Annotated in this window: 24 protein-coding genes; 8 read left to right on the forward strand and 16 right to left on the reverse strand. The window is 71.2% G+C overall.

Translation table 11 applies throughout. The features are described from left to right. The first annotated feature begins 20 nt into the window (after positions 1–20). From ACEN9O_RS24475 to ACEN9O_RS24485, 3 genes are read left to right on the forward strand one after another with little or no spacing between them, the layout of a single operon-like run. On the forward strand, positions 21–2765 hold the full coding sequence (locus tag ACEN9O_RS24475) for a TonB-dependent receptor (protein ID WP_495614403.1): 2745 nt from the start codon (positions 21–23) through the stop codon (positions 2763–2765). Then, positions 2752–3930, forward strand: a complete 1179-nt coding sequence (locus ACEN9O_RS24480) for a DUF5009 domain-containing protein (RefSeq protein WP_495614404.1) — start codon at positions 2752–2754, stop codon at positions 3928–3930. Before ACEN9O_RS24475 ends, ACEN9O_RS24480 begins: the two co-directional genes overlap by 14 nt. An 11-nt stretch (positions 3931–3941) precedes the next feature. After that, a complete protein-coding gene (locus tag ACEN9O_RS24485; protein WP_495614405.1) occupies positions 3942–5003 on the forward strand; it encodes an acyltransferase family protein in 1062 nt (353 codons plus the stop codon). A gap of 13 nt (positions 5004–5016) precedes the next feature. Here the strand turns inward: ACEN9O_RS24485 and ACEN9O_RS24490 are convergent, their stop codons facing one another. Continuing rightward, on the reverse strand, positions 5017–5169 hold the full coding sequence (locus tag ACEN9O_RS24490) for a hypothetical protein (protein WP_495614406.1): 153 nt from the start codon (positions 5167–5169) through the stop codon (positions 5017–5019). Between ACEN9O_RS24490 and ACEN9O_RS24495 the strand changes: the two genes are divergently transcribed. Continuing rightward, a complete protein-coding gene (locus ACEN9O_RS24495; protein WP_495614407.1) occupies positions 5168–5320 on the forward strand; it encodes a PEP-CTERM sorting domain-containing protein in 153 nt (50 codons plus the stop codon). The genes ACEN9O_RS24490 and ACEN9O_RS24495 overlap by 2 nt on opposite strands. 104 nt (positions 5321–5424) lie before the next feature. Continuing rightward, complete coding sequence (locus ACEN9O_RS24500) at positions 5425–5775, forward strand: hypothetical protein (protein ID WP_495614408.1); 351 nt, start codon at positions 5425–5427, stop codon at positions 5773–5775. On the opposite strand, the gene ACEN9O_RS24505 is transcribed toward ACEN9O_RS24500, so the two are convergent. Together ACEN9O_RS24505 and petA are read right to left on the reverse strand one after the other, a co-directional pair. Next, complete coding sequence (locus ACEN9O_RS24505; RefSeq protein ID WP_495618534.1) at positions 5772–6767, reverse strand: SDR family oxidoreductase; 996 nt, start codon at positions 6765–6767, stop codon at positions 5772–5774. The two genes, ACEN9O_RS24500 and ACEN9O_RS24505, sit on opposite strands and share 4 nt — an antisense overlap. A 19-nt stretch (positions 6768–6786) precedes the next feature. Continuing rightward, the gene (gene petA / locus ACEN9O_RS24510; RefSeq protein ID WP_495614409.1) at positions 6787–7353 is read right to left on the reverse strand and encodes a ubiquinol-cytochrome c reductase iron-sulfur subunit; all 567 of its coding nucleotides are present in this window, start codon (positions 7351–7353) and stop codon (positions 6787–6789) included. 173 nt (positions 7354–7526) lie between these two features. On the opposite strand from petA, the gene ACEN9O_RS24515 reads away from it, so the two are divergent. Together ACEN9O_RS24515 and ACEN9O_RS24520 are read left to right on the forward strand one after the other, a co-directional pair. Then, on the forward strand, positions 7527–8990 hold the full coding sequence (locus tag ACEN9O_RS24515; protein WP_495614410.1) for a GH39 family glycosyl hydrolase: 1464 nt from the start codon (positions 7527–7529) through the stop codon (positions 8988–8990). Continuing rightward, complete coding sequence (locus ACEN9O_RS24520; RefSeq protein ID WP_495614411.1) at positions 8987–10270, forward strand: glucoamylase family protein; 1284 nt, start codon at positions 8987–8989, stop codon at positions 10268–10270. The genes ACEN9O_RS24515 and ACEN9O_RS24520 overlap by 4 nt, the downstream gene beginning before the upstream one ends. Positions 10271–10331: 61 nt before the next feature. Here the strand turns inward: ACEN9O_RS24520 and ACEN9O_RS24525 are convergent, their stop codons facing one another. Continuing rightward, a complete protein-coding gene (locus tag ACEN9O_RS24525; protein WP_495614412.1) occupies positions 10332–13214 on the reverse strand; it encodes an FAD-binding and (Fe-S)-binding domain-containing protein in 2883 nt (960 codons plus the stop codon). Beyond that, a complete protein-coding gene (locus tag ACEN9O_RS24530) occupies positions 13211–13666 on the reverse strand; it encodes a beta/gamma crystallin domain-containing protein (protein ID WP_495614413.1) in 456 nt (151 codons plus the stop codon). Before ACEN9O_RS24530 ends, ACEN9O_RS24525 begins: the two co-directional genes overlap by 4 nt. Before the next feature lie 165 nt (positions 13667–13831). Between ACEN9O_RS24530 and ACEN9O_RS24535 the strand changes: the two genes are divergently transcribed. Then, complete coding sequence (locus tag ACEN9O_RS24535; RefSeq protein ID WP_495614414.1) at positions 13832–15613, forward strand: thiamine pyrophosphate-requiring protein; 1782 nt, start codon at positions 13832–13834, stop codon at positions 15611–15613. 5 nt (positions 15614–15618) lie between these two features. Here the strand turns inward: ACEN9O_RS24535 and ACEN9O_RS24540 are convergent, their stop codons facing one another. From ACEN9O_RS24540 to ACEN9O_RS24590, 11 genes are read right to left on the reverse strand one after another with little or no spacing between them, the layout of a single operon-like run. Beyond that, entirely contained in the window at positions 15619–15924 is a 306-nt protein-coding gene (locus ACEN9O_RS24540) for a cytochrome C oxidase subunit IV family protein (protein ID WP_495614415.1), read from the reverse strand. Next, complete coding sequence (locus tag ACEN9O_RS24545) at positions 15921–16520, reverse strand: cytochrome c oxidase subunit 3 (protein WP_495614416.1); 600 nt, start codon at positions 16518–16520, stop codon at positions 15921–15923. Before ACEN9O_RS24545 ends, ACEN9O_RS24540 begins: the two co-directional genes overlap by 4 nt. Continuing rightward, the gene (ctaD, locus tag ACEN9O_RS24550; protein ID WP_495614417.1) at positions 16492–18096 is read right to left on the reverse strand and encodes a cytochrome c oxidase subunit I; all 1605 of its coding nucleotides are present in this window, start codon (positions 18094–18096) and stop codon (positions 16492–16494) included. The genes ACEN9O_RS24545 and ctaD overlap by 29 nt, the downstream gene beginning before the upstream one ends. Continuing rightward, positions 18080–19024 (reverse strand): cytochrome c oxidase subunit II, encoded by a 945-nt coding sequence (gene coxB, locus ACEN9O_RS24555; RefSeq protein ID WP_495614418.1) that lies wholly within the window; start codon positions 19022–19024, stop codon positions 18080–18082. The genes ctaD and coxB overlap by 17 nt, the downstream gene beginning before the upstream one ends. Continuing rightward, complete coding sequence (locus ACEN9O_RS24560; RefSeq protein ID WP_495614419.1) at positions 19021–19947, reverse strand: SCO family protein; 927 nt, start codon at positions 19945–19947, stop codon at positions 19021–19023. The genes coxB and ACEN9O_RS24560 overlap by 4 nt, the downstream gene beginning before the upstream one ends. After that, positions 19944–20273 carry a hypothetical protein gene (locus ACEN9O_RS24565; protein ID WP_495614420.1) on the reverse strand — a complete coding sequence of 110 codons (330 nt, stop codon included), beginning with the start codon at positions 20271–20273 and terminating at the stop codon, positions 19944–19946. The genes ACEN9O_RS24560 and ACEN9O_RS24565 overlap by 4 nt, the downstream gene beginning before the upstream one ends. Then, positions 20266–21387, reverse strand: coding sequence for a hypothetical protein (locus tag ACEN9O_RS24570; RefSeq protein ID WP_495614421.1), 1122 nt, complete (start codon positions 21385–21387; stop codon positions 20266–20268). Before ACEN9O_RS24570 ends, ACEN9O_RS24565 begins: the two co-directional genes overlap by 8 nt. Continuing rightward, entirely contained in the window at positions 21384–22058 is a 675-nt protein-coding gene (locus ACEN9O_RS24575; RefSeq protein ID WP_495614422.1) for a c-type cytochrome, read from the reverse strand. The genes ACEN9O_RS24570 and ACEN9O_RS24575 overlap by 4 nt, the downstream gene beginning before the upstream one ends. Continuing rightward, a complete protein-coding gene (locus ACEN9O_RS24580; RefSeq protein WP_495614423.1) occupies positions 22055–22579 on the reverse strand; it encodes a DUF3341 domain-containing protein in 525 nt (174 codons plus the stop codon). Before ACEN9O_RS24580 ends, ACEN9O_RS24575 begins: the two co-directional genes overlap by 4 nt. After that, entirely contained in the window at positions 22576–23964 is a 1389-nt protein-coding gene (nrfD, locus tag ACEN9O_RS24585; RefSeq protein WP_495614424.1) for an NrfD/PsrC family molybdoenzyme membrane anchor subunit, read from the reverse strand. The genes ACEN9O_RS24580 and nrfD overlap by 4 nt, the downstream gene beginning before the upstream one ends. Then, the gene (locus tag ACEN9O_RS24590; RefSeq protein ID WP_495614425.1) at positions 23961–26750 is read right to left on the reverse strand and encodes a 4Fe-4S dicluster domain-containing protein; all 2790 of its coding nucleotides are present in this window, start codon (positions 26748–26750) and stop codon (positions 23961–23963) included. The genes nrfD and ACEN9O_RS24590 overlap by 4 nt, the downstream gene beginning before the upstream one ends. Positions 26751–26752: the final 2 nt, after the last annotated feature.

The following is a 26752-nucleotide window of genomic DNA, read 5'->3' on the forward strand; positions in this document are numbered from 1 at the left end:
CGTCAAACGAGGGAGAACAGATGGACAGCAAAGCAGGGATCAAAACAACGCTCACGCCGATCGCTTCGGCAGTGGGATTGATGCTGGCATGCGCGGCGGCGGCCGTGCCGGCGATGGCGCAACAGCAGGCCAGCGACAGTACCCAGCCGCCCGACCAGGTGCACGTCACCGGCATCCGCGCCTCCCTGCAACAGGCGCTGGCGCGCAAGCGCAATAGCGACACGCTGTCCGAAGTGGTATCGGCCGAAGACATCGGCAAAATGCCGGACAAGAACGTGGCCGACGCCATCCAGCGCGTACCCGGCGTGAACATCTCCTCCTCCGCCGGCGGCGAAGGCGGCTTCGCCGAGAATGACCGCGTCAGCATCCGCGGCACCAGCTCCAGCCTGACGCAGACGCTGGTCAACGGCCACTCCATCGGCACCGGCGACTGGTTCGTGCTGGACCAGGCGGGCGCCGTCGGGCGCAGCGTCAGCTACGCGCTGCTGCCGTCGGAGATCGTCAGCGCCGTCACGGTACAGAAAAGCCAGCAGGCCGACATGGTCGAAGGCGGCGTGGCCGGCTCGGTCAACATCGAGACCCGCAAGCCGCTCGACTTCAAGAAGCAGCTGACACTGGAGGCCTCGGCGCAAGCCATCCGCGCCGACCTGCCGGGCAAGACCGATCCGCAGCTCAATGCGCTGATCGGCTGGAAAAACGACGCCAAAACCTTCGGCGTGCTGGTGCAGCTGTTCTCGGAAAAGCGCCATGAGCGCCGCGACGGCCAGGAGTTCTACGGCTACACCGCCATCGCCGCCGACAGCAACGCAGCCAAGGCGCATCCCGAACTGGCGGGCATCCTGGCGCCGGCCGGCATCAGTGCCTCGCTGTTCGAGCAGACCCGTAAGCGCACCGGCGGCGCCTTCGACCTGCAATTCAAGCCAAGCAAGGACCTGAGTTTCGACATTAACGGCTTCAGCTCCCAGTTGGACGCGGCCAACTACAACCGCAGCTTCTACAACAACATCGCCGCCAACATCAACGCCACCAATCCCGACACCGGCGCTGCGGTCGGCGTGGTGCCTTCGGCCTATACCATCAAGAGCGGCACGCTGGTCGCGGCGACCATACCGGCGTCGCAGTACCCCGCCGTCAGCGCCACGCAGACCTACAACTCATCGCTGTACTCGGCCTTCGGCGACCAGATCTACCGTCCCGGCTCGTCGTCCTCGTCGGCCTACCTCGATCTCGATGGCAGCTACAAGGTCAATCAGGACCTGCGCGTCAGCGGCACCGTCGGCTACACGCGTGGCTCCGGCAAGACGCCCGCCGATATCGGCTATGAGGCCGGCCTGACCGGCGCCGGTTCCAGTTACACGCTCAACGGCCTGTCGCCGGCGACCATGTCCTTCCCCGGCGCGGACACGTCCAGGTTCACCAACTACGTCACCGCTTCGGCCTGGGGTTCGCACGTGATCACGCAGGACAGCGAAAAATATGCGCAGGCCGACGGCGAACTGCGGCTTGATCGCGGCGTGCTGGAATCGGCCAAATTCGGCGTGCGTTACGCGGAACACCATCGCAGCGTGAGCCAGCCGGAGAACCGCAGCTGCAAGGCCTGCGACGGCACCACCTCGGCACCGCTGCCGGCCTGGAACGGTTCGACCTATCCATCCAACTTCGGTAACGGCATCACCAGCGGCGCGGGCTTCCTGCGCAATGTGTGGCAGATCAATCCCGGCGACATCGCCGCCTGGGCCGCCAAATATGATCTGGCGGGCGGCCCGACCACAGAGAACTGGGCCGGCGAGATGGACGTGAAGGAGAAATCCAGCGCCATCTACGGCATGGTCAACCTGGCCGGCGACGGCTGGCGCGGCAACGTGGGCGTGCGCTATGTGCACACCAACCAGGCCACCATCACCAACATCCCCGGCGGCGACCATCCCATCGGCCAGGACAACGTGAACGGCGCCTACACGCCAACGCTGAACCAGAGCGGCTACAACGACGTGCTGCCCAGCGCGAACTTCAAGTTCGACCTGTCGCGCAACCTGGTGGCGCGCGCCTCCGTCGCCAAGACCATGGCCCGTCCCGACTTCAGCGCCATGGTCGGCGCGGTCACGCTGAACGACACCAACCTGACCGGCAGCAGCGGCAACCCCAAGCTGAAGCCGGTACGCTCGACCAACTACGACGTCGCGCTGGAATGGTATTTCGCACCGAAGGCGCTGCTGTCGGCCGGCGTGTTCTACATGGACATGTCGTCCTACGTCACCTACGGCACGGCCAACCTCACCTACTTCAACAACTCGTTCAAGCGCTTCGACAGCTACGCCATCTCGTCGCCAACCAATATCAGCGCCAAGAACAAGGGCACGGAGCTGGCATACCAGCAGGACCTGTTCGCCGGCTTCGGCGTGGTGGCCAACTACACCTACACCGACGGCAAAGCCGGCGACGGCCTGCCGGTCGTGGGCAATTCCAAAAACACCTACAACGCGGAGACCTATTATGAAGACGATAGACTGAGCGCGCGCCTGGCCTATACCTATCGTTCCAGCTTCTCCGGCGGCTTGTACAACAGCTTCCCGCAAGTGATGGCGGGAACCGGTAACCTGGCGGCGTCGGTCAGCTACAAGATCAACGAGAACCTGTCGATTACCTTCGATGCGCTGAACCTGAACAACGCCGTGCTGCGCTACTACGGTTCCAACAAGGACCAGCCTATCGCCTCGTACTCGAACGGCCGTCAATACTACCTGGGACTGCGTGGAAAACTCTAAGCCCCCGCGGATACTGGCGATCGACGCCTTCCGCGGCATCACCATCCTGGTCATGATCTTCGTGAACACGCTGGCCGGCGTGCGTGGCATGCCGGCCTGGATGGAGCATGCCGCGGCGGATGCCGACGCCATGACCTTCCCGGATGTGGTGTTCCCGGCCTTCCTGTTCATCGTCGGCATGTCGATACCGTTCGCCATGGCGCAGCGGCAGGCGGCGGGCGATACGGCGGCGCGGCGCTGGCGGCATGTGCTGGCGCGCGCCGCCGGGCTGTTGGTGCTGGGCGTGTTCATGGTCAACGCGGAAGATGGCTACAACGAAGCGGCCATGGGCATGTCCATCCATCTGTGGTCGCTGCTTTTCTACGCCTGCGCCATCCTGGTGTGGGCGGTCTACCGTTTCGAGAACAAGGCGCTGGCGACGGCCTTGCGTGCAGCCGGCGCGGTTGGCTTGCTGGCATTGGCGCTCATGTACCGCGGTGGTGCCGACGGCAGCCTGCGACTGGCGCCGCAGTGGTGGGGCATATTGGGACTGATAGGCTGGGCGTACCTGTACAGCGCGGTGGCATGGGCGCTGACGCGGGCCCGCCTGCTGCCGCTCGGCGTGCTGGTGCTGGCCTGCACAGGCCTGTACAGCGCGGCCCACACGGCGGCATTACAGCCGCTTGCGCTGACGCAGCTGCTGGGCGGGCAGGCCGAGAACGCGGTACACACCTCGATCGCGCTGTGCGGTTTGCTGACATCGCTGATCTTCTTCGGCCAGGGACGCAAGCGGCCTTTCCGCGACGCGCTGTTGCTGGCGCTGGGGTTGGCCGCGCTGGCGTACGCAATGCGGCCCTGCTTCAGGATATCGAAGATCTACGCCACGCCTGCCTGGGCGCTGTATAGTTCCGCCATCTGCGTGCTGGTGTTCGCGCTGCTGTACTGGGTGGTCGACCTGAAACGGCTGCGCGGCTGGACCGCGCTGTTCCGGCCGGCGGCGGCCAACCCGCTGCTGGTCTACATCATTCCCTACATCGTCTATGCGCTGATGCAGGTCCTGCACCTGTCGTTCCCCGAGGTGCTGGGCTCCGGTATGCCGGGATTCCTCTGGGCCCTCGCCTACGCCGCCATCGTCATGGCACTGGCGGCAGGCCTCAACCGCATGCATCTCAAATTGCAGCTTTAAACTTTAAAACTATGCGTATCAATTCTATCGACGCGGTGCGCGGCCTGACGGTGGCCGCCATGCTGCTGGTGAACGACGCCGGCGACTGGTCGCACGTCTACCCCTGGCTGGAGCACGCCGAGTGGCATGGCTGCACGCCGCCGGACTTCATCTTCCCGATCTTCCTGCTGATCGTCGGCGTGTCGATCAACCTGGCGCTCGGTCCCCGCCTGGACGCCGGCGCCGCCACCGCGCCGCTGGCGCGCCCGGTGCTGCTGCGCGCCACGCGCATCATCCTGCTGGGGGTCGCGCTGCACGTGGTGGCGATGCTGCTGCTGAACGGGCGCGGTTTCCGCCTGTTCGGCGTGCTGCAGAGGACCGGCATCTGCTTCGCGGCGGCCGGGCTGCTGGCCATCCACGTGCGCAGCGCAAGGGCGCAATGGACGGCTTGCGCCGCGATCCTGCTCGGCTACTGGGCGCTGCTGGCGGCGGGCGGCTCGCTGGAGCCGGGCCTGAACCTGTCCGACCGCATCGACAGCGCGCTGCTGGGTCCCCTGGCCTACCAGTACGACGCTGCCACCGGCATTGCCCACGATCCCGAAGGCATCCTGGGCACGCTGCCGTCGCTGGCGACGGTCATCCTCGGCCTGCGCGCCGGCGACTGGCTGCGGCGCGGCCAGACCCGCGCGCTGGCGCTGGCCGGCGCGGCGGCGATGCTGCTGGGCGGTCTGTGGTCGCTGGCGCTGCCGCTGAACAAGCAGCTGTGGACCTCGTCGTTCGTGTTGTGGACCGGCGGCTGCGGCATGCTGGCCATCGCCCTGGCCCACCAGCTGATTGACGTGCGCGGCTGGCCGGCGCTGGGCCGGGCGATGGGTCTCAATGCCATCGCCGCTTACGCCGGCTCATGGATTGCGACTTGCGTGCTTGAAGGCAGCGGCCTGATGGAGCCGCTTTACCGCAGCGTTTTCAGCGCCCCGCTGACCCCGATAGTGGGGCCGAAGGCCGCCTCGCTGGCGTTTGCCGCCTGCTTCACGGCGCTCTTCTGGCTGGCCATGGCCGGGGCCGAAAAACGCGGCTGGCGCGTCACGATCTGAGCCACCGTTTTTTTTACTTCATCGCGGTAGCGCTCCCGGAAGTATCGCTGGGCAACCAGACCCAGTCGACCGCAGTCAAGAGCAACACCAGCCACGGCTTCACCGGCTGGCAGAAGGAGACCTTCACCTTCACCGCCAACAGCGCCAGCGAAGTGTTGAGCTTCATGGCCGTGGGTACGCCTGCCGGCGTGCCGCCGTTCTCGCTGCTCGATGGCGTGTCGATGACCGCCGCCGTGCCTGAGCCGCAAACCTGGGGCATGATGGGCCTGGGCCTGGTCGCGTTCGCCGCGCGCCGTCGCAAAGCCAAGGCTGCTTAATTCGGCGCCAGCCTGCATCGATGCCGGACGCTCGCGTCCGGCATTTTTTTTCCGCTATCGTTTCCGCTATTGTTTCCGCTATCATTATCCGCACCATGACTTCGATGACCGCACTGCTCGCCTACCTGCCCACCTTTGCCGTCAACGTCGCGCGGCTGTGCCTGTGGCTGGTCCTGCTGTCGCTGGTGTTTGTGCCGCTTGAGCGCTGGCTGGCGGTCAACCTGGGAATGTACTTCCTCAACAGCCTGCTGCCGGCCGCCATCCTGGGCGCGCTGATGTCCGTGATTACCGTGGCGGCGCAAGCGGTGCTGCCGGCCGCCGTGCCGGCCGCCGTGGGCGCGCTGCCGCTGGCGGTCAAGCCGCCGCTGTCGCTGCTGATCGCGGAAGTGCTGCCCGCCGGCTGGCCGGCGGCCTACGGCCTCAGCGAAACGCCTGCCGCCGAACCGCGAAGCTAACGCCGCGTCACCTCGCGGCGCCGCCAACGGCTAACGGCCAGCAACGCCAGCGCCACACCGGCTGCCACCGCGGCGCCGTGCGTGGACAACCACAGCTGCGTGCTGCGGCCATGGGCGCGGTCGTCGAAACTGCCGTGCGTGCGCGCCAGCGCCGGCACCGGCGCATACAGGTTGTCGTCGTGGTCGGCCGCCAGCGGCACCGCGCTGAACTGCTGCTCGTAGGCGCGCCGCGCCAGCAGCCTGTCCATCAGCCCCGGCCACAGCTTGTTGGCCGCAATGGTCAGCCACGAGGACCAGCCCACGTGCAGCTCGCGCGGAGCATGACGCGCGGCCCAGACAATGGCGCGCGCCGCCACCTCCGGCTGGTAGACGGTGCCCACCGGCTGCGGATGATGCGGGAAGCGGCTGCGGGCCCAGTCAAACTGCGGCGTGTTCAGGCCCGGCAGCTGCACCATGGCCAGCCGCACGGCACTGCGGTCGTGCAGCAGTTCGCAGCGCAGCGCGTCGGTGAAGCCGCGCAGCGCGTGCTTGGCACCGCAGTAGGCCGATTGCAGCGGGATGGCGCGGTAGGCCAGCGCCGAGCCGACCTGCACGATGACGCCGCGGTCGCGCGCGCGCATGGCCGGCAGCACGGCCATGGTGCCGTGCACGGCGCCCAGGTAAGTCACCTCGGTGACGCGGCGGAACTCGTCGGCGCCGATGCGCTCGACCGGCGCGAAGATGGTGGCCATGGCGTTGTTGACCCAGACATCGACCGGGCCGATGTCGCGCTCGATGCCGTCCGCCGCCGTCCGCAACGCCTCGGCGTCGGCCACGTCGGCCACGATGGTGTGCGCGGCAGCGCCGGCGATCGCCACTTCGTCCGCAGCGGCGGCCAGTCCGTCGGCGTCGCGCGCGATCAGCACCACCGTCCGGCTGCCGGCGCGCGCGAACGCCTGCGCGGCGGCGCGCCCCACGCCGGCCGAGGCGCCGGTGATGACGACGGTGTCGATCGGCTGCATGGCCGCGCCCTCATGCGCCGATCCGCACGTGCGCGGGATCGGGAAAGCTGTACGGCGGCACCTCCAGGTTCAGCGGCGCCGGCACGTTGCGGAACACGCGGCCCGCCAGGTCGAAGCGCGAGCCGTGGCACGGGCAGTAAAAGCCGCCCGGCCAGTCGGCGCCGAGGTCGGCCGCGCCGGCCTCCGGCCGGAACGTCGGCACGCAGCCCAGGTGGGTGCAGATGCCGACAGCCACGAAGTAGTCCGGCCGCAGCGCCCGCACGGGGTTGCGGCAAGCCGGCGGCTGCTGCGACCGGGCCGAGACCGGATCGTTGAGCCGGGCCGCGTCGGACGCCAGCGAGGCCAGCATGGCCGGCGTGCGGTGCAGGATCCAGACCGGCCGGCCGCGCCATTCGACGGTCATCAGATCGCCGGCGGCCAGCCGCGTCAGGTCGGCATCGACCGGCGCGCCGGCCGCCAGCGCGCGGGCGCTGGGCCACAGGCTGGCGATGAAGGGCCAGGCCGTCGCCGCCACCATCACGCCGCCGGTGAGCGCGGTGGCACGCAGCAGCAGGCGCCGCTCGCTCGCGGCGTCCATGCCGGATGTTCCTTCGGGTGCGTGCTGCATTTCCCACCTCTCTCCCACCTCCCGTGCCAGGCGCCCATGATGCCAGAAGCAGGCGCGCGCCGCGCGCAGCATACGGCGCGGCAAACCTGCGCCGGCGCGCGCGGCGCGGTGCTAGCATCGGCCTTGTTCGATGGAGGCCAGCCATGACGCACATCTCCCTGCACTGCGACCTGAACCAGGCGCCCCAGCCGCTGCGCCATGCATGGCGCGAATGCGTCGGCAGCTCGCGCGCCGTGATGGCGCTGCGTGCCGACTGGCAGCAGCAGCTGCGGCTGGCGCACGACGAACTGGGTTTCCGCTGCGTCCGCATGCACGGCCTGCTCGACGACGACATGGGCACCGTGGTCTGCCAGAACGGGCAGCTGCTGTACAGCTTCCACAACGCCGACCTGCTGTGCGACTTCCTGCTGTCGATCGGCATGCGGCCGCTGGTCGAGCTGTCGTTCATGCCGTCCGCGCTCGCTTCCGGCGGCGACACCGTGTTCCGCTACCGCGCCAACATCTCGCCGCCGGCCGACCTTGGGCTATGGGCGGAACTGGTGCGGCGGCTGGCGGCGCACTGGGTGGCGCGCTACGGCATCGGCGAGGTGGCGCAATGGCGCTTCGAGGTCTGGAACGAGCCCAACCTGCCGGCCTTCTGGCCGGCCGGCCAGCAGGCCTACCACGCGCTGTACGCCGCCACCGCGGCCGCGCTCAAGCAGGTCGATCCGCGCCTGCAGGTGGGCGGCCCGGCCACCGCGCAAAATGCCTGGATCGCCGAGTTCCTGGCCTGGTGTGCGACGCACGAGGCGCCGGTGGACTTCGTCAGCACCCACTACTATCCGACCGACGCGCTGGGCCAGCCCGGCGCCGACACGATGGAGCAGCTGGCGCAGGCGCCGCCGCACGTGATGCGCGAGCGGGCGCTGGCGGCGCGCGCGCAGGCCGGCGCCCTGCCGCTGCTGTACACCGAATGGAGCATCAGCTCCAACCCGCGCGACCCGCTGCACGACGCCGCCTTCGGCGCCGCGCTGGCGCTGCGCATCGCGCTCGATGTCGACGACGTGGTGGACGCCTGCAGCTACTGGACCTTCAGCGACCTGTTCGAGGAAAACTACTTTCCCGACCAGCCCTTCCACGGCGGCTTCGGCCTGTTCAACATACACGGCGTGCGCAAGCCCGCGTACCGCGGCTTCGAACTGATGGCGGCGCTGGGCACGCACCGCCATCCGCTGGAACAGGACCATCCGACGGTGCGGCTGTGGGTGGGCGCCGATGGCGACGGCGCGGCGCACCAGACCCGCGTGCTGTATATCAACCAGGCCATGCCGCACCACCCGATCGCCACCGAGACGGTGGAGCTGACGCTGACGCCGCCACCGGGCCGGCGCGCGCGCGCCGCCACGCTGGTCCGCATCGACGAGCAGCACGGCAATCCGGCCCAGCTGTGGCGGCGCATGGGGCGGCCGGCCACGCTGACGCCGCAGCAGCTGTCCCGGCTGCACCAGGCCTCGGCGCTGCACGAACATCCGCTGGAGCGCCACGAGGCGGACGGCAAGGCCGTGCTGCGCTGGGACATGGCGCCGCAATCGGCCGGCCTGGTCCGGCTGGACTGGGAAGCGGCATGAACGGCCACGCCGACATGATGGCGGACCTGCAGCGCCAGTCGTTCCGCTATTTCGAGCACGAGGCCGACGCCGCCACCGGCCTGGTGCGCGACAGCACGGCGCCGGGCGCGCCGGCCAGCATCGCCGCCACCGGCATGGCCTTGAGCGCCTACCCGGTGGGCGTCGAGCGCGGCTGGCTGGCGCGCGACGCAGCCTGCCACCGCACCCTGGCCACGCTGCGGTTTTTTGCCGGCAGCGCGCAGGGACCGGCGCCGGACGCCAGCGGCCACCGGGGTTTCTACTACCACTTCCTCGACGCCGCCGGCGGGCGGCGCGCCTGGGGCAGCGAGCTGTCGAGCATCGACACGGCGCTGCTGCTGGCCGGCGCCTTGACGGCGGCGCTGTACTTCGACCGCGACGATCCGGCCGAGGCGGCCGTGCGCGGCCTGGCCAGCGTCCTGTACGAGCGCGTGGACTGGCGCTGGATGCTCAACGGCGGTCCCCTGCTCAGCCATGGATGGCTGCCGGAGCGCGGCTTCCTGCCGTCGCGCTGGGCCGGCTACGACGAGGCGCTGCTGCTATACCTGCTGGCGCTGGGATCGCCCGGTGCGGCCATCGGTGCCGACAGCTACGCGGCGTGGGCCGCCGGCGGCGCCTGGCAGCGTCATTACGGCATCGACTACCTGCACGCGGGGCCGCTGTTCATCCACCAGATGCCGCAGCTGTGGCTGGACTTGCGCGGCCTGCAGGACAAGCGCATGCGCGCGCATGGCAGCGATTATTTCGACAACAGCCGCCGCGCCACCCTGGCCCAGCAGCTGTACGCGATCGACAATCCGCAGCAGTGGGAGGGCTACCGCGGCCACTGCTGGGGGATCACGGCGTGCGACGGACCCGGCGAGGTCAGCCGCGTGATCGACGGCAGGCCGCGGCGTTTCCACGGCTACCTGGCGCGCGGCGCGCCCGGCGGCCCGGACGACGGCACGCTGGCGCCGTGGGCGGTGGCCGCCAGCCTGCCGTTCGCGCCCGAGCTGGTGCAGGCGACCGTGGCGCAGTTCCAGCAGATGGACTTGAAGGGCAACCAGGAACCCTACGGTTTCAAGGCTTCGTTTAATGCCAGCTACCGCGACGCCGACGGCCGGCGCGGCTGGATCTCGCCCCACCACTACGGCCTGAACCTGGGCCCGACGGTGCTGATGATCGCCAACCACTATCACGATTTCCCGTGGCGGCTGTGGCGCGGCAGTCCGCTGCTGCGCCGCGCGCTGGGGCTGGCGGGCTTTCGCGGCGGCTGGCTGTAGCGGCGCGATACGCTGCGGTCGGCGCGCGGCTGGGCGGCTGGGCGTGCGCCCCGGTGACGGCTCAGCGCGCATCCATGGCGCCGGCCAGCAGCTCGGCCAGGTGCAGCGCCGGCCGCATCCCGGCCTGGCGCAATTGCTCGCGGCAGCTGTAGCCGTCGGCCACCAGCAGCGTCTGCGGCGGCGCCGCCCGCAGCGCCGGCAGCAGCGATAGTTCGGCAATGCGCTGCGAGACCGGATAATGGTCGCGCTGGAAACCGAAGGCGCCGGCCATGCCGCAGCAGCCGCTGTCAAGCACCGTGCAGTCCATACCTATCCTCTCCAGCAACTGCGCTTCGGCGCCGACGCCGGTCAGCGCCTGCTGGTGGCAATGCCCGTGCAGCAGCAAGGCGCCATGCAGCGCCGGCGCATACGACGGCGCCTCGCGCTGCAGATACGCGGCCAGCGACATGGTCTGTTGGCGCAGGCGGCGCCCGTCCTGGTCGGCCGGCAGCAGGTTGGCCAGCTCGTCCTGGAACACCGAGGCGCAGGCTGGCTCCAGCACCACCAGCGGCACGCCGGCGCGGATCGGCTCCCGCAGCGCCGCCAGGATGGTTTGCAGGCGGCGGCGCGCCGCATCGAGCCAGCCGTAGTCGTACAGCGGCCGGCCGCAGCACAGGCCGGGCGGCGGCAGCAGCACCTGCGCGCCGGCCGCCTCCAGCACCGCCACCGCGGCCTGCACCACGGCCGGCGTGAAGCTGCGGTTGAAGGTGTCCAGCCACAGCAGCACCGGCCGCCCGCCCGGCCGTCGCGCCCGCGCCGCGTGCCAGCGGCGCACGTCGAACGTGGCCAGCAGCGGCAACTGGCGCTGCGGCGCCACGGCGGCGGCGGCCTTGAGCAGCGCGGCGCCCGGCGCCGCCTGGCTGAGTGCGTTGACCAGGCGCGGCGCCCTCAGCCCGAGCCCGGCCCACCAGTCGAGGCGGCCAAACAGCCAGGCTGCGCGCGGGCGCAGGCGGCCGGCGTAGTGGTGGGCCATGAACTCGGCCTTGTAGCTGGCCATGTCGACCCCGACCGGGCAGTCGCCCTTGCAGCCCTTGCAGGCCAGGCACAGGTCCAGGCTGGCGCGCACGGCGGCCGAGCGCCAGCCGTCGCGGATCACCTCGCCCTGCAGCATCTCGAACAGCATGCGCGCCCGCCCGCGCGTCGAGTGCAGCTCCTCGCCGGTGGCGCGGTAGCTGGGGCACATGGTGCCGCGCGACGCGCGCCGGCATTCGCCCACGCCGACGCAGCGCAGGCTGACGCGGCCAAAGTCGCCGCGGTCGTTCGGGTACTTGAAGAAGGTCAGCGGCTGGGCCGGCTGGTACTGCGTGCCCAGGCGCAGGTTGTCGGTCTGGCCGTTGGGCCGCACCACTTTGCCGGGGTTCATCTTCCACTGCGGGTCCCACAGGGTCTTGAAGGCCTCGAAGGCTTGGACCAGTTCGGCGCCGAACATGCGCGGCAGGAATTCGGCGCGGGACTGGCCGTCGCCGTGCTCGCCCGACAGCGAGCCGCCGAAGCGCAGCACGGTGTCGGCCGCCTCGCTGGCGAACGCGTGGAAGCGGGCGATGCCGGCCGCCGTGGTCAGCTCGTAGTCGATGCGCACGTGCACGCAGCCCTGGCCGAAGTGGCCGTAGATGTCGCCCCGGTAGCCGTGGCGCGCCAGCAGCGCGGTGAAGGCGCGCAGGTAGTCGCCCAGCCGTTGCGGCGGGACGGCGGCGTCCTCCCAGCCTTCCCAGGTCAGGCGCTGGCCCGGCACGTGGGCGGTGGCGCCCAGGCTCGATTCGCGCACCTGCCACAGGCGCTTCTGCTGCGCCGGCTGCTCCAGCAGGCGGTGCGGCGGCGCCGGACCGTCCTGCCGCTGGCGCTGCCAGGCCGCGCGCGCCAGCGCGGTGGCGGCTGCCGGCGTGTCGGCGCCGAACTCCACCATCAGCCAGGCGCGCCCGTCCGGCAGCAGCGCCAGCTCGTCCGTGTGCAGGCCCACCTGCCGCATGTCGCGCACCAGCGCGTCGTCGAAGCCTTCGAGCGCCGTCACGCCCTCGGTCACCAGCTGCGCGGCGTGGTCGGCGGCGGCGCAGATGTCGGGATAGCCAAGCACCAGCAAGGCCTTGTGCGGCGGGCTGGGCACCAGTTGCAGCGTGGCTTCCAGCACCGTCGCGCAAGTGCCTTCCGAGCCCACCAGCGCGCGCGCCACGTGGAAGCCGCGCTCGGGCAGCAGCTCGTCGAGGTTATAGCCGGACACGCGGCGCGGGATGGCCGGATAGCGCGTGCGGATCTGCACCGCGTGGCGCGCCGCCAGCGCCTGCAAGCCCCCGTACAGCGCGGCGCGCGGGCCGCCGCCGGCGATGATGGCGGCCAGCGCCTCCGGCGGCGTGGCGCCCACCTGCAGTTGCAGGCCTTCGTAGGTCAGCACGTCGAGCGCGGCGACGTTGTCGGCGGTGCGCCCGGCCATCACCGAGTGCGGCCCGCAGCTGTTGTTGCCGATCATGCCGCCCAGCGTGTTGTGGCTGTGCGTGGCCGGATCGGGCGCGAAGGTCAGCCCGTGGCGCTCGGCGGCGGTGCGCAGCGTGTCGAGCACCACGCCGGGCTCGACGCGCGCGGTGCGCGCCTGCGGGTCCAGCGCGACGATGCGGTTCAGGTATTTGGAGCAGTCCAGCACCACGGCCACGTTGCAGCACTGCCCCGCCAGGCTGGTGCCGCCGCCGCGCGGCAGCAGCGGCGCGCCATGGGCCCGGCACACGGCCACCGCCTCGACCACGTCGGCGCGGCAGCGCGGCAGCACCACGCCGATCGGCACCTGGCGGTAGTTCGAGGCGTCGGTGGCGTACAGCGCGCGGCTGCCGTCGTCGAAGCGCACCTCGCCCTCGATGCGGCGCGCCAGCTCGGCGGCCAGATCGCGGGCGGCTGCGCGGCTGAACGGCGGCGCGTTCATGCGGCGGGACAGGTCAGCTGGATCGACCCGAAGTCGTCGAAAAAGCCCATGCGCTTGCTCAGGTCCGGGTAGCGCTGGCCCGGCAGGAACTGCGCCACCCGGTCGCGGAAGTTGGCATTGTCGTACACCGTCACCGTGGTCTTGGGGCCGACCTCGATGCTGCGCACGCGGTCGCGCCAGCGCAGGCCAAACACGTCGCGCATCTGCGCCAGCGCCACCGGGCCGCTCAGCGTCAGGCTGTCGCCGGTGTAACCGTTGCGGTCGTAGATCTTGGCCCAGCAGCCGTTCTGCAGGGTGCTGCTGGCCAGCAACGCCGGCGGCATCAGCACCACCGCGAACGGCAGCTCGTCCACCACCGCGACCGGCTGCGCGCCCCGGGCCGGCACCGCCAGCGCGGCCCCCAGACCGGCGGCGGCCAGCGCCGCGCGCCCTATCGATATCAATTTCCGCATGCTGTCCTCCCGGTGTCTGTGTGAGCTTACGGTATAGGCCAGAATCGGCGCGGCGCACGCGGTGCCCGGGCAGGCTTTGCGCCCTCTCAAGCGCGCGGCGGGCCGGGCCGCATCTTTACGCGCGCCGCCGGTCTAACGGCCATTCAACGACAGCGAGGTGACATCATGGGCACAGTGGGCGACTTTGTCATACAGCGTTTGGCCGACTGGGGCGTGCGCCGCATCTTCGGCTACCCGGGCGACGGCATCAACGGCCTGATCGGCGCGCTGGGCCGCCAGGACCGGATCGAATTCATCCAGTCCCGGCACGAGGAGCTGGCGGCCTTCATGGCCACGGCGCACGCCAAGTTTGCCGGCGAGACCGGCGTCTGCCTGGCCACCTCCGGCCCCGGCGCCATCCACCTGCTCAACGGCCTGTACGACGCCAGGCTGGACCACCAGCCGGTGGTGGCCATCGTCGGCCAGCAGCGCCGCGCCGCGCTGGGCGGCGACTACCAGCAGGAGGTCGACCTGGCGGCGCTGTTCAAGGACGTCGCCCACGAGTACGTGCAGACCGCCACCGAGCCGGCGCAGGTACGCCATGTGATCGACCGCGCGCTGCGCATCGCCACCGCGCGCCGCTGCGTGACCTGCGTGATCCTGCCGAACGACCTGCAGGAGCTGCCGGCCGAGGCGCCGCCGCGCGAGCATGGCACGGTCCACAGCGGCATCGGCGCCAGCGGCACGGCGCAGGTGCCCGGCGCGGCCGACCTGATGCACGCGGCCCAGATCCTCAACGCCGGCCGCCGCGTGGCCATCCTGGCGGGCGCCGGCGCGCTGCACGCCACCGACGAGCTGATCGCCGTGGCCGAGCGGCTGGGCGCCGGCGTCGCCAAGGCGCTGCTGGGCAAGGCCGCGGTGCCGGACGACCTGTCCTACGTGACCGGCAGCATCGGCCTGCTGGGCACCCAGCCCAGCCACGACATGATGGAGCGCTGCGACACCCTGCTGATGGTGGGCTCGTCCTTCCCCTATTCCGAGTTCCTGCCGCCGGAGGGCCGGGCGCGCGGCGTGCAGATCGAGCTCGACCCGCGCATGACCAGCCTGCGCTACCCGATGGAATACAACCTGATCGGCGACGCCCGCCTGACGCTGCAGGCGCTGCTGCCGCTGCTCGAGCGCCAGGCCGACCGCAGCTGGCAGCTGGAGATCGAACGCAACGTGGCGCGCTGGTGGCGCGTGATCGAGGGCCGGGCGCTGGTCGACGCCGATCCGGTCAACCCGCAGCGGGTGTTCTGGGAACTGTCGCCGCGCCTGCCCGACCAGTGCATCCTGACCTGCGACTCCGGCTCGGCCGCCAACTGGTATGCGCGCGACCTCAAGCTGCGGCGCGGCATGCAGGCCAGCCTGTCGGGCGGGCTGGCGACAATGGGGCCGGCGGTGCCCTACGCCATCGCCGCCAAGTTCGCCCACCCGGAGCGCGACGTCATCGCGCTGGTGGGCGACGGCGCCATGCAGATGAACGGCTTGAACGGCCTGATCACCATCGCCCACTACTGGCGCCGCTGGCGCAATCCGCGGCTGGTGGTGATGGTGCTGAAAAACGGCGACCTCAACCAGGTGAGCTGGGAACAGCGCGCCATGGCCGGCGATCCGCGCTACGCGCCGTCGCAGGACGTGCCGGCCTTCCCCTACGCCGAGTACGCGGCCCTGCTGGGACTGGACTCGGTGCGGGTCGACCATCCCGACCTGATCGCGCCGGCCTGGGAGCGGGCGCTGTCGGCCGACCGTCCCTGCCTGCTGGAGATGGTCGTCGATCCCAACGTGCCGCCGCTGCCGCCGGACGTCACGCTGGACCAGGCCAGGGCTTATCTGTCGGCGCTGATCCGGGGCGACGCGGAATCGGTGGCCATGGTGCGCGCCACCGCGCGCCAGGTGTGGCAGCAATGGTTCCCGCCGTCGCCCTGAGGCAGCTACCGATGAAGATGCGGCGGCGGCTGCCACGGCGCCGGCCAGTGCGCGCGCGTGGCGTAGTCGGTCGCGCTGAGCGCCAGCAGCAGCGCCAGCGTGGCCAGCCCGGTCGCGGCCACCAGGCGCGGCGCAGCGTGCGCCAGCCGCAGCTCCATGTAGGCTCCGGCCACCAGCGCGGCCTTGGCGGCGGCGATGCCGAGGTTGAGTATGCTGTTCCACGGCCCCAGCGGCAGCAGCGCGCTGGCCGCCGTCAACGCCAGCAATGCCAGCAGCGCGGCCCACACCAGCAGCAAGCGGCGCGGCGTCATGGCGCCGCTCCGGCCCGCCCCACCAGGTACAGCAGCGGGTACAGGAAGATCCACATCAGGTCGACGAAGTGCCAGTACAGGCCGGCCGGCGCCACCGTGCGGGCGCGCCATCGGTCCAGCGGACGCGCGGCCAGCCACGCCAGCAGCGCGATGCCGGCGGCCAGGTGCAGCGCATGCAGCAGCGTCATGCCGAAGTACAGCAGGAAGAACAGCTCGACGGCGTGGCCATGCGCGCCGAAATGCTGGCCCGGCACCAGCGCCTGGTTCCAGTCATGGCGGTACTCGACGCCCTTGATCGCCAGGAAGGCCAGCCCGAACGCCGCGGTCACGCCCAGCAGCGGGCGCGCGGCGCGCGGGCTGGCGCCGACAGCCAGCGCCATGGTCATGCTGCTGGTGAGCAGCAGCGCCGTGTTGAGCGTGCCCAGTGCGTAGTCGGTCAGCCGGCTGCCGGCCGCGAAGCCGTCCGGGTAGCGCAGGCGGCAGTAGGCGTAGGCCAGCATCAGCGGCGCGAACAGCATCAGCTCGGACGCCAGCAGCAGCCACACGCCCAGCCGGGCCGGCGCGGCATCAGGCGCGGCGGTCGACCGGGTAGTCATACGGATCCCCCACCGCGGGCGGGCTGTCGAAGTTGTGGGACGGCGGCGGCGACGCGGCCTGCCATTCCAGTCCGGTGGCCTGCCAGGGGTTGGCGGCGGCGCGGGCGCCGTAGCGCAGCGACCAGCCCAGGTAGCCCAGCGGCAGCAAATAGGCCGCCGCCAGCACCACCGCGCCGGCCGACGACAGCACGTGCAGCAGCTGGTAGTGCGGCGCATAGCTGTGGTAGCGGCGCGGCATGCCCTGCACGCCCAGCAGGAACTGCGGGAAGAAGGTCAGGTTGAAGCCGAAGAAGATCAGGATGGCGGCGGCGCGGCTCCAGCGCTCGGGATACTGCCGTCCGCTCAGCTTGGGCCACCAGAAGTGCAGCCCGCCCAGGTAGGCGGTGACGGCGCCGCCGACCATGATGTAGTGGAAGTGGGCGACGACGAAATAAGTGTCGGTCAGGTGCACGTCGAGCGCCAGCGACGCCAGGAACAGGCCGGTGAGCCCGCCCAGCGTGAACAGGCCGATGAAGCCGAGCGCGTACAGCATCGGCGCCGGGAAGCTCAGCTCGCCCTTGTACAGCGTGGCGGTCCAGTTGAACACCTTGACCGCCGACGGGATCGCCACCACAAAGCTCAGCAGCGAGAACACGATGCCGGCGTACGCCGACTGGCCGCTGACGAACATGTGGTGGCCCCACACCAGGAAGCCGACGCCGGCAATGGCGACAATGGCGTAGGCCATGGCGCGGTAGCCGAACACCGGGCGGCGCGCGAAGCACGGCACGATCTCGCTGACCACGCCCATCGCCGGCAGCACCATGATGTACACCGCCGGATGCGAGTAGAACCAGAACAGGTGCTGGAACAGCAGCGGATCGCCGCCCAGCGCCGGGTCGAAGATGCCCACGCCCAGCAGCCGCTCGGCGGCCAGCAGCAGCAAGGTCATCGCCAGCACCGGCGTGGCCAGCACCAGGATGACGCTGGTGGCGTAGATCGCCCACACGAACAGCGGCAGCCGGAACCAGCCCATGCCGGGCGCGCGCAGCGTGTGCACGGTGACGATGAAGTTAATCCCGCTCATCACCGACGACACGCCGGTCAGCGCCACGCCGGCCAGCGTCAGCAGCACGTGGGTGTTGGAGAACATGGTGGAGAACGGCGTGTAGAAGGTCCAGCCGGTGTCGACGCCGCCGGCCGCCAGCGCGGCCACGATCAGCAGGCCGCCGGCCATGTAGGCGTACCAGCTGGCCAGGTTCAGGCGCGGAAAGGCCAGGTCGCGCGCGCCCAGCATCAGCGGCAGCAGGAAGTTGCCGAGCACCGAGGGGATGGATGGAATCAGGAACAGCCACACCATGATCACGCCGTGCGCGGTGAACAGCTTGCCGTAGGTGGCGGCGCCGACCAGGGCGCCGTCCGGCGTCATCAGCGTCAGCCGGATGATGGCCGCCGCCGCGCCGCCGAGGAAGAAGAAGGCCGTGATGCCCAGCGCGTACAGCACGGCGATGCGCTTGTGGTCGTGCGTGAGCAGCCACGAGCGCCAGCTGGCGCCCGCGGCCAGGTAGCCGTAGTCCGGTTCAGCGTACTGGTCCATCCTGTCCTCCCCGCAGATAGTCGATGATGGCCAGCACCTCCTCCTCGCTGAGCTGGCCTGCGTAGGACGGCATCACCGGCGCGTAGCCGGCCACCACGTCGCGGGCCGGCAGCAGCATGGCGTCGCGCAGGTAGTTGTCGTCGGCCAGCACGCGGCGGCCATCCTGCAGCGTGACCAGGCTGCCGGCCACGCCGGCCAGCGGCGGCGCGCGCACGGTGGCGCCGGCGCCGTGGCAGCCGTCGCAGCCGTGGCGGACGAACAGCTGGCGGCCGCGCGCGGCCAGCGCGGGCCGCGTCCCCTGCCCTTCGGCCAGCCAGCGCGCGAAGGCCGCCTCCGGCATGACGATCACGCGTCCGCCCATGCGGGCGTGGTCGGTGCCGCAGTATTCGGCGCAGAACAGCTCGTAGGCGCCGGGCCGGGTGGCGGTGAACGCCAGCACGGTGTAACGGCCGGGCACGGCGTCCTGCTTGAGGCGGAAGGCCGGCACATAGAAGCTGTGGATCACGTCCTGCGAGGTCAGCACCAGCCGCACCGGCTGGCCGGCCGGCACATGCAGTTCGCCGATCTCGCGCCGGCCGTTGCGGTGCTGCAGGGTCCACATCCATTGTTTGCCGACCACGAAGACCGGCATGGCGTCGGCCGGCCAGCGCTTCTGCTGCAGGTAGTCCCACGCGCCCCAGCCACACAGGCCCACGAACAGCAGCAGCGGCACCACGGTCCACGCCACTTCGACCAGCCGTGCCTGCAGCGGCACCTGGCGGCGGTCGGCCGGCGAGCCGCGCCGGTAGCGCACGCACAGCGTCACCATCAGCACGGCCAGCACCAGCACGACCAGCCCGCACAGCGTTGTCAGCGCGAGGAACAGCCAGTCCACCCGCCGCGCGTTGCTGGAGGCGGCGACCGGCAGCCATTCGAACAGCGGATTCATGGCCGGCTCCTACCGGCGGCGCGTTGTGCCCGCAGCCGCGCCATTGCGAACGCGGCCAGTACGGCCAGCGCGCCCAGTGCGGCCAGGCGCACCGCCAGCAGGGCTGCGCCGCTGTGGCGCCCGGCCGGCATGCCGCCAAAGCAGGACAGCAGCACCTCGGCCGGCAGCACGGAGATCGCGCCCGCTTTGCCGCCTTCGCCCGCATAGCCGTTTCCGTTCGCCTCGCCTGCTTCGCTCGCATTCCTGCCCTCGCCCGCTGCCGCGTGCGCGAGCGCCGCTCGCAGCGCCGGCGGGTCGTAGCGCAGGCCCGGCAGGTATTGGGCGATGCGGCCGGACGGCGTCAGGATCAGCATGCCGACCGCGTGCTCGTATTGCGCGCTCACGCTGTCGTAGCGGTAGCCGAAGCCGGCTGCGGCGGCCAGCGTCCGCAGCGGTTCGGCCGCGCCGGTCAGCAGATCGACCGGCGTACCGGCCGCCAGTGCCCGGTAGCGGCTTTGGCGCGGTATGGCGGTATCCGGGCCGTCCTGCGGATCGATGCTGACGCCGAGATAACGGCAGCCCTGAGCGCCGCTCAACAGCAGCGCCTGTAACGCCGCGTCGAACGCCACGCTGCAGACGTTGCGGCAGCGGTAGTAGCCGAACACCAGCGCCACCGGACCGGAACCGAAATAGTCGCCCAGCCGGACCGCATGGCCGTCGGCGGCGCGCAGCGGCAGCCCGGGCGGCAGCGGCGCGCCCGGATGCCGCGTCCAACCGGGCGATGGCGCGGCCGCCTGCGCAGTCGCCTGCGTAGCCGGCGCCCCGGCGCTGAAGCGGGCGTTCGCCGACGCGACCAGCACCGGCCACGCCACCAGCGCGCAGCTCAGCATGGAACGCATAGATGCCGGGCGAACGCGGCGCGCCGCCAATGGCTGCCGCTTCATGGATGTCTCCTGCTTGCCGCATCGCGCTCGACCAGCAACCGCATGGCTTCGTCGAGCGGGATCACGGCGATGCCCGGCTCGGTGGCGGACCAGCTGAGCCGCTGCAACTGCGCCTGCTTCCCGGCCTGATACCGCTGCAGGTCGGCGCGCGGGTCGCTCTGCAATTGCGGCGCGGGAGCGGCCGGCGCTGGTGGCACGGCCGGCTCGCGCGGACGCCAGGTGCACCACGCCAGCCCGGCCAGCAGCACCGACGCCAGCAGCGCGAACAGCAAGGCCAGCGCGGCCCGGCGCACGCCTTGGAGGTCGATGTCGTCGCGCTCAGGCATCGTCCGGTCCTGCCTTTCCGATTTGTGTCGCCCATACCGCCGCCGCCAGCGACAGGCTGCCCAGCGGCAGTCCGACACACCATGCGCGCCACGGCAGCGTCAGCGATGGCAGCACCAGCCACCACGCATGCACCAACGTCATCCCCAACACCAGCGCGGCCACAGCGCCGAGCGCGCGCGGCGAGCGCTTGAGCGGACGCCGCAACAGCACCAGCGCCGGCACCGCCAGCAGCAATCCCGCCAGCATCCAGGCCAGCGCGCGTCCGCCGTACGTATCGCGCAGCACATACCAGATGATTTCGTGCGGCAGGTTGGCGGCCCAGATGATCAGGAACTGCATGTACTCCAGGTAGGCCCAACCCAGCACGTACATCAGCAGCAGATTGGCCAGATCGCCCAGCAGCGGTGCCGGCAGCGGCGGCGTACGCCGGGTGCAGCCGGCGATCGCCAGCGCCATGCCGCCCAACATCTGCACCGTGGCGGCCAGCAGGCCGAACACGCTGGAATACCACAGCGGCAGCAGCGACATGATCCAGTCGACCGCCGCCACGCTCACGCTCAGGCCGAACAGCAGCAGCGCCGCCGCCGCGTAGCCGCGCGAACGCGCCAGCGCCGGCCGGCTGCTGGCCCGGCCCAGCGCGCTCCACAGCGACAGGCAGGCGACGGCGCGCGCTTCAACGCTTGCCGGTGTCAGCCACGCAACCTTGAACGTCGGCGACGCCAGTGCAGCGGCCCACGCGCCTTCGCCGGGCGCGGCCCAGGGATACAGCACCGGCAAGCCGGCCAGCACGGGCGCGAACAGCACGGCGTGGCGCCACAGCCGCCGCCCGCGCGCCAGCAGGGGCGCGCGGATCGCCTCGCCCCAGGCACCGCCGGTCAGATTGTGCAGCCAGACGTTGGCCAGTCCGCCCAACACCCAGCCCAACCAGCACCACCAGGCGGCCAGCCAGGCGGCCAGGAAAGCCTGCGGCGCCAGCCGCCAGCCGGCCACGCCCAGCAGCGCCGCTGCCACGCCGGCCACCACAGGCGGAACGTCGGCGCGCCAGCCGGGCGGCTGCGGCAGGCCGGCCTCGGCCGGATCAGGCGCCGAAGCGAGTGGCGACGCGTCGTTCATAATGGCCCCTCCCGCACCGGCGATTGTGTCGGCCGCCGCGCCGCCGGCTGCGTCGGCAACTGCGCCGGCGGCCACGCTGGCAAGCGCGCGCGCAACGCCGGCGGCAGCTCGGCGGCCGGCGCGTGCTGGCTCAATTGCAGCGCGCGGATGTAGGCCACGATGGCCCAGCGGTCCGCCGCCTCCACCTTGTCGGCGAACGGGTACATGATGCCGTAGCCGTTGGTGATCACCTCGTACAGATGGCGGTCGCTGGCGGTGCGCAGGCGCGCCAGGTGGTAGCTGGGCGGTGCCGGGAAGCCGCGCCGCACCACCCAGCCATCGCCGTCGCCGCTGACGCTGTGGCAGGCGGCGCAATAGATGTCGTAGCGCCCGCGGCCGCGCGCCAGCAACGCTGCCGTCAAGGGATACGGCTGCGCCGGCGCTTCGCGCGCGGCGCGGTCGGCCTGCGCCGTGGCCTCGCCGACCCGCCCGCTGCTGGTGGCGGCGAATGCCCCGGCCGCATGCACCACCACGCCCGCCGGCGGCGTACGTGCCACCGTGCCGTCGGCAAACAGGCTGCTGCTTGCCAGCGGCTTGGCCTTGGGCTGGTCGTACATGTCCTGCCGCGCGGGCTCGCAGCCCGCCAACAGCGTCACGCTCAGCAAGGCCGCCCATGCGCTGCGCGCGCTCACAGCGGCACCTCGCACACCAGCAGCGGCGCCAGCGGGGCCAGCACAGCACGGCACCGCGCCGGATCGCATGGCGCCCGCACGCACAGATAGAAGCGGCTGCGGCTGGCCAGGTCGAAAGCGGGCACGCCGAACAGCGGATGCACCAGGCGTGGCAAGCCGTTCTGCCACAGCATCGCCACCACCGCCGCGATGGCCGCGCCCAGCATGGCCAGCTCGAACGTGATCGGCAGGAAGGCGGGCCAGCTGTTAAGCGGACGGCCGCCAACGTTGATCGGGTAGCTGACCACGGCCGCATACCATTGCAAGCCGTAGGCCAGCGCGGCGCCGCCCACGCCGCCGGCCAGCGTCCACGGCGCGACTCGGGGCGGCGGCGCGCCCACCGCATCGGCCAAGCCGTCCAGCGCGAACGGCGCATACGCTTCCAGCCGGCCCAGCCCGGCCGCGCGGGCCTGCGCGCAGGCGGCCAGCAGGCTATCGGCGTCGGCGAATTCGGCCAGCAGGCCGTACAGCGCGGCGCTCATGCCTCCTCCCGTATCAGCTTGCGCATCTCGGCCATCGAGATGGCCGGCAGCAGCCGCACGAACACAAGGAACAGCCAGGCGAACAGGCATATCGAGCCCAATAGCATAATCCAGTCCCATCCTGTCGGATAGAACATGCCCCAGGCCGACGGCAGGAAGTCGCGGTGCAGGCTGGAGACGACGATCAGCATGCGCTCCATCCACATGCCGGCGTTGATGGCCAGGCTGAGCGCCAGCAGCAGGCCGACGCTGGCGCGCGCGCGCCGGTGCCACAGCAGCTGCGGCAGGCCGACGTTACAGGCCAGCATGGTCCAGTACGCGGGCGCGTAGGGCCCCACCCAGCGGTTGACGGTCATGAATTGCTCGTAGCGGTCGCCGCTGTAGAACGCGGTGAACACTTCAGCCAGGTAGCCATAGGCCACCAGCCAGCTGGTGGCCAGCAAAATGCGCGCCGCATAATCGAGATGGCGGGCGGTGATGAAATCGTGCAGGCCGAAGGCGTGGCGCAGCGGCAGCGCCAGCGTCAGCACCATGGCGAAGCCGGAGAACAGCGCGCCGGCCACGAAGTACGGCGGGAAGATGGTCGAATGGTAGCCCGGCGTGTTGCCGACCGCGAAATCGAGCGAGACGATGGTATGCACCGACACCACCAGCGGCGTGGCCAGCCCGGCCAGCAGCAGATAGGCCGATTCGTAGGCGGCCCAGTGGCGCGCCTCGCCGCGCCAGCCCAATGCCAGCAGGCCGTATGCCAGCTGGCGGCCGCGCCACTGCGGGCGCGTGGCCGCGCGGTCGCGCAGCGTGGCCAGGTCCGGGATCAGGCCGACGTACCAGAACAGCAGCGACACCAGCAGATAGGTGCTGATGGCGAACAAGTCCCACACCAGCGGGCTGCGCCACTGCGGCCACAGCTGCATGACGTCCGGGTACGGCACCAGCCAGTAGAAAAACCACGGCCGTCCCAGGTGCAGGATGGGGAAGATGCCGGCGATGCCGGCGGCGAACAGCGTCATCGCTTCGGCGTAGCGGTTGATCGAGGTGCGCCTGCGCTGGCGCAGCAACAGCAGCACCGCCGAGATGAAGGTGCCGGCGTGGCCGATGCCGATCCACCAGACGAAGTTGGCGATGGCGAAGCCCCACGCCACCGGGATGTTGACGCCCCAGATGCCGACCCCGCGCGCGAACAGCCAGGCCGTGGCGCCGAAGAAGGCCAGCGCGCCGGCCAGCGTCAGCAGGAAGGCCAGCCACCAGCGCCGGCCGGGCGGCGCCGCCAGCACGATGCCGGCGATCTTGTCGGTGACGGCGCCGTAGCCCCAGCCGGCGGCCAGCTCGGGCGAGCCGGCCGAGACAGCAGGCGCGCCGGTTGGCGGCTGGCCGGCGCCGTTCATGCGTCCTCCCGGTCGCCGCGCCGCGTCAGGTAGGCGGTGCGCGGACGCGTGTTGAGCTCGTCGAGCAGCAGGTAGGCGCGTTCGCTGCGGCGGGCAGTGCTGACCCGGCTGGCCGGATCGGCCAGGTCGCCGAACACGATGGCGGCGCTGGGACAAGCCGCCTCGCAGGCGGTGACCACCTCGCCGTCGCGCACGCGCCGGCCCAGCAGTTCCGCGTCCAGCCGTGCGCGGGTGATGCGCTGCAGGCAGTAGGTGCACTTCTCCATCACGCCGCGCCGGCGCACCGTGACCTCGGGATTGCGGCCTTCGCGCAGCAGCGGCCAGTCGGCGCCGCTGTATTGCAGGAAGTTGAAGCGGCGTACCTTGTACGGACAATTGTTGGAGCAAAAGCGCGTGCCGACGCAGCGGTTGTAGACCTGCACGTTCAAGCCTTCGCTGTCGTGCACGGCGGCGCCCACCGGACACACCTCCTCGCACGGCGCGTTCTCGCAATGCATGCACGGCACGGGCTGGAAGACGCTGCGCGCGGCGCTGTCATAGCGGTCGACGCGTATCCAATGCATGGCGCGGCCGCGCGCCACCTCGTCCTTGCCGACCACCGGAATGTTGTTCTCCGCCTGGCAGGCGATGGTGCAGACGCCGCAACCGGTGCAGGCATCGAGGTCGATGCTCATGCCCCAGCGGTAGCTGTCGTAACGCACCGGCGGGTACAGCGATGGCGCAGCGCCCTGCTGCGCCAGCTGCGACCCGCTGCGCACCGGTGCGCGGCCCAGCGCGTCGGTCTGGGTCTGGATGCGGGCAAAGCTGTGGCGGCGGCCGGCTGCGCGCATGGTCAGCGGCGCGTCGTCGGCGGCGGCCATCAGCGGGCAGGCGTCGAAGCCGACACCGTCGCCGACCCGGCCTGCAGCGCGCCGTCCATAGCCCAGCGGCAGCGTGATGCAGCCGTCCGCCTGCGCCGGCATCACCCACACCGGAGCCGCCACCTCTGGGCCGGTCCCGGCTCGCAACAGCACCACGTCGCCGCTGGTCACACCGTGCGCTGCGGCGGTGGCGGCGCTGAGCAGCGCGGCGTTGTCCCAGGTCAGCCCGGTCAGCGGGCGCGGCAGCTCCTGCAGCCAGCCGCTGTTGGCGAACTCGCCGGCGCCGGCGGACGGGTCGGCGCGGAACAGCGGCGTCAGCGCGGCCGGCGCCGGCGGCACGCGCAACCGTGGCGGCAATGCCACACCCAACGGTGGCAGCAGCGGCAGCGTGGCTGGCGCGCGCACCCGCTGCCGCGCATGCGCGCTGCCTTCGATCAGGCCACGCTGCAAGGCATCGGTCCACCAGTGTTCGAAGTCCGCACCGGCCTGGCGGTTGCCCTGCCAGTGCGCGCGCACCAGCGCGTGGGCCGGCTGCTCGCTACCTTCGGCCAGCAATGCCAGTAAGCTATGCGGCGAGCGACCGCCGTACAACGGCGCCAACAGCGGCTGCACGATGCTGGCCGTGCCGTCGTGGCCGCGCGCGTCGCTCCACTGTTCATAGGCATGCGCGGCCGGCACATGCCACTGGCAGGCGCGCGCCGTCTCGTCGCGGTACAGGCCGCAGTGGATGGACAACGGCACCGCCGCCAGCGCCTCGGCCAACGCGCTGCCGCCGGGAGCGTCGTAGACCGGATTCGCCCCCAGCACCAGCAGCGTGTCGACTTGTCCAGCCGCCATCTCGGCCACCAGCTGCGCCAGCGCCGCCCGCCGGCCCAGCGGCTGGGCGCAGACCGGCGCGATCAGGTCCAGCGTATGGCCGACATTGCCCAGCCGGACATTCAACGCCAGCGCCAGCGCACGCGCCGGCGCCGACAGCGCGCCGCCAGCCAGCACTAATGCCTGCCCGCGCTGCGCCGCCAACGCCTGCGCGCTCTCCTGCTCCCACGCCTGCATCGTCCCGCCCGGCGCCGGGCAGACGCCGAAGCGGGCGGCGATGCGCGCCAGCGCCTGCTCGATGGCGGCCGGCGCCAGCGTCCAGCGTTCGTTGGCGGCGGCGCCCGTCAGGCTGGGCGTGGGCTCGGCCACCACCAGGCGCGGCCGGCCTTCGCGCGCCTGCGCCCAGCCGCGCGCGGCCGCCACGCAAGCGGGGCCGGCGCCGAGCGGATCGGCGTCCAGGCACAGCATGAAGCGCGCAGCGGCCAAGTGCGGCAGCACGTCCAGCGGCCGGCCGAACGCCAGCTGCGCCGCGTCGGCGGCGGTCTCGTCGTGCAACGGGTCGTGGCAGATCCAGCGCGCCTGCGGATAGCGCGCCAGCAGTCGCGCCAGCTGCGCCTGCAGCGTGGGCGAGCCGACATTGCCGCTGAGGATGCGCAACCCGGCGCCGCCGTCGGCGCGCCATTGCTCGCGGCGCGCGGCCAGCGCCGCCAGCAGCTCGTCCCAGGCGGCGATGGTATCGCCGCGGCGCAGCGCCTGCGAACGGTCCGGGTCCCACAGCTGCAGGATCGAGGCCTGCGCGAAGACGTCGGTCGCGCCCAGGCCGGACGGGTGGGCGGGATTGCCTTCGACCTTGGTCGGGCGGCCGTCGTGGCTCTCGACCAGCACACCCTGCGCCACGCCGCCACGTTCCCAGGCCGTGGCGTAGAACTGCGGCGTGCCGGGCGCCACCTGCTCGGGCATCCGCACCCACGGCACGATGGACTCGGCCGGCGGCCCGCTGCAGCCGGCACCGGCCAGCGCGGCCGACGCCGCCATCCAGCGCAGCGCGTCGCGCCGCGTGACGCCGGTTGCGGACGCGGGGGTGATGGGGATGCGGCGATAGTCCGGCATGG

The organism is Duganella sp. Dugasp78, assembly GCF_059491455.1.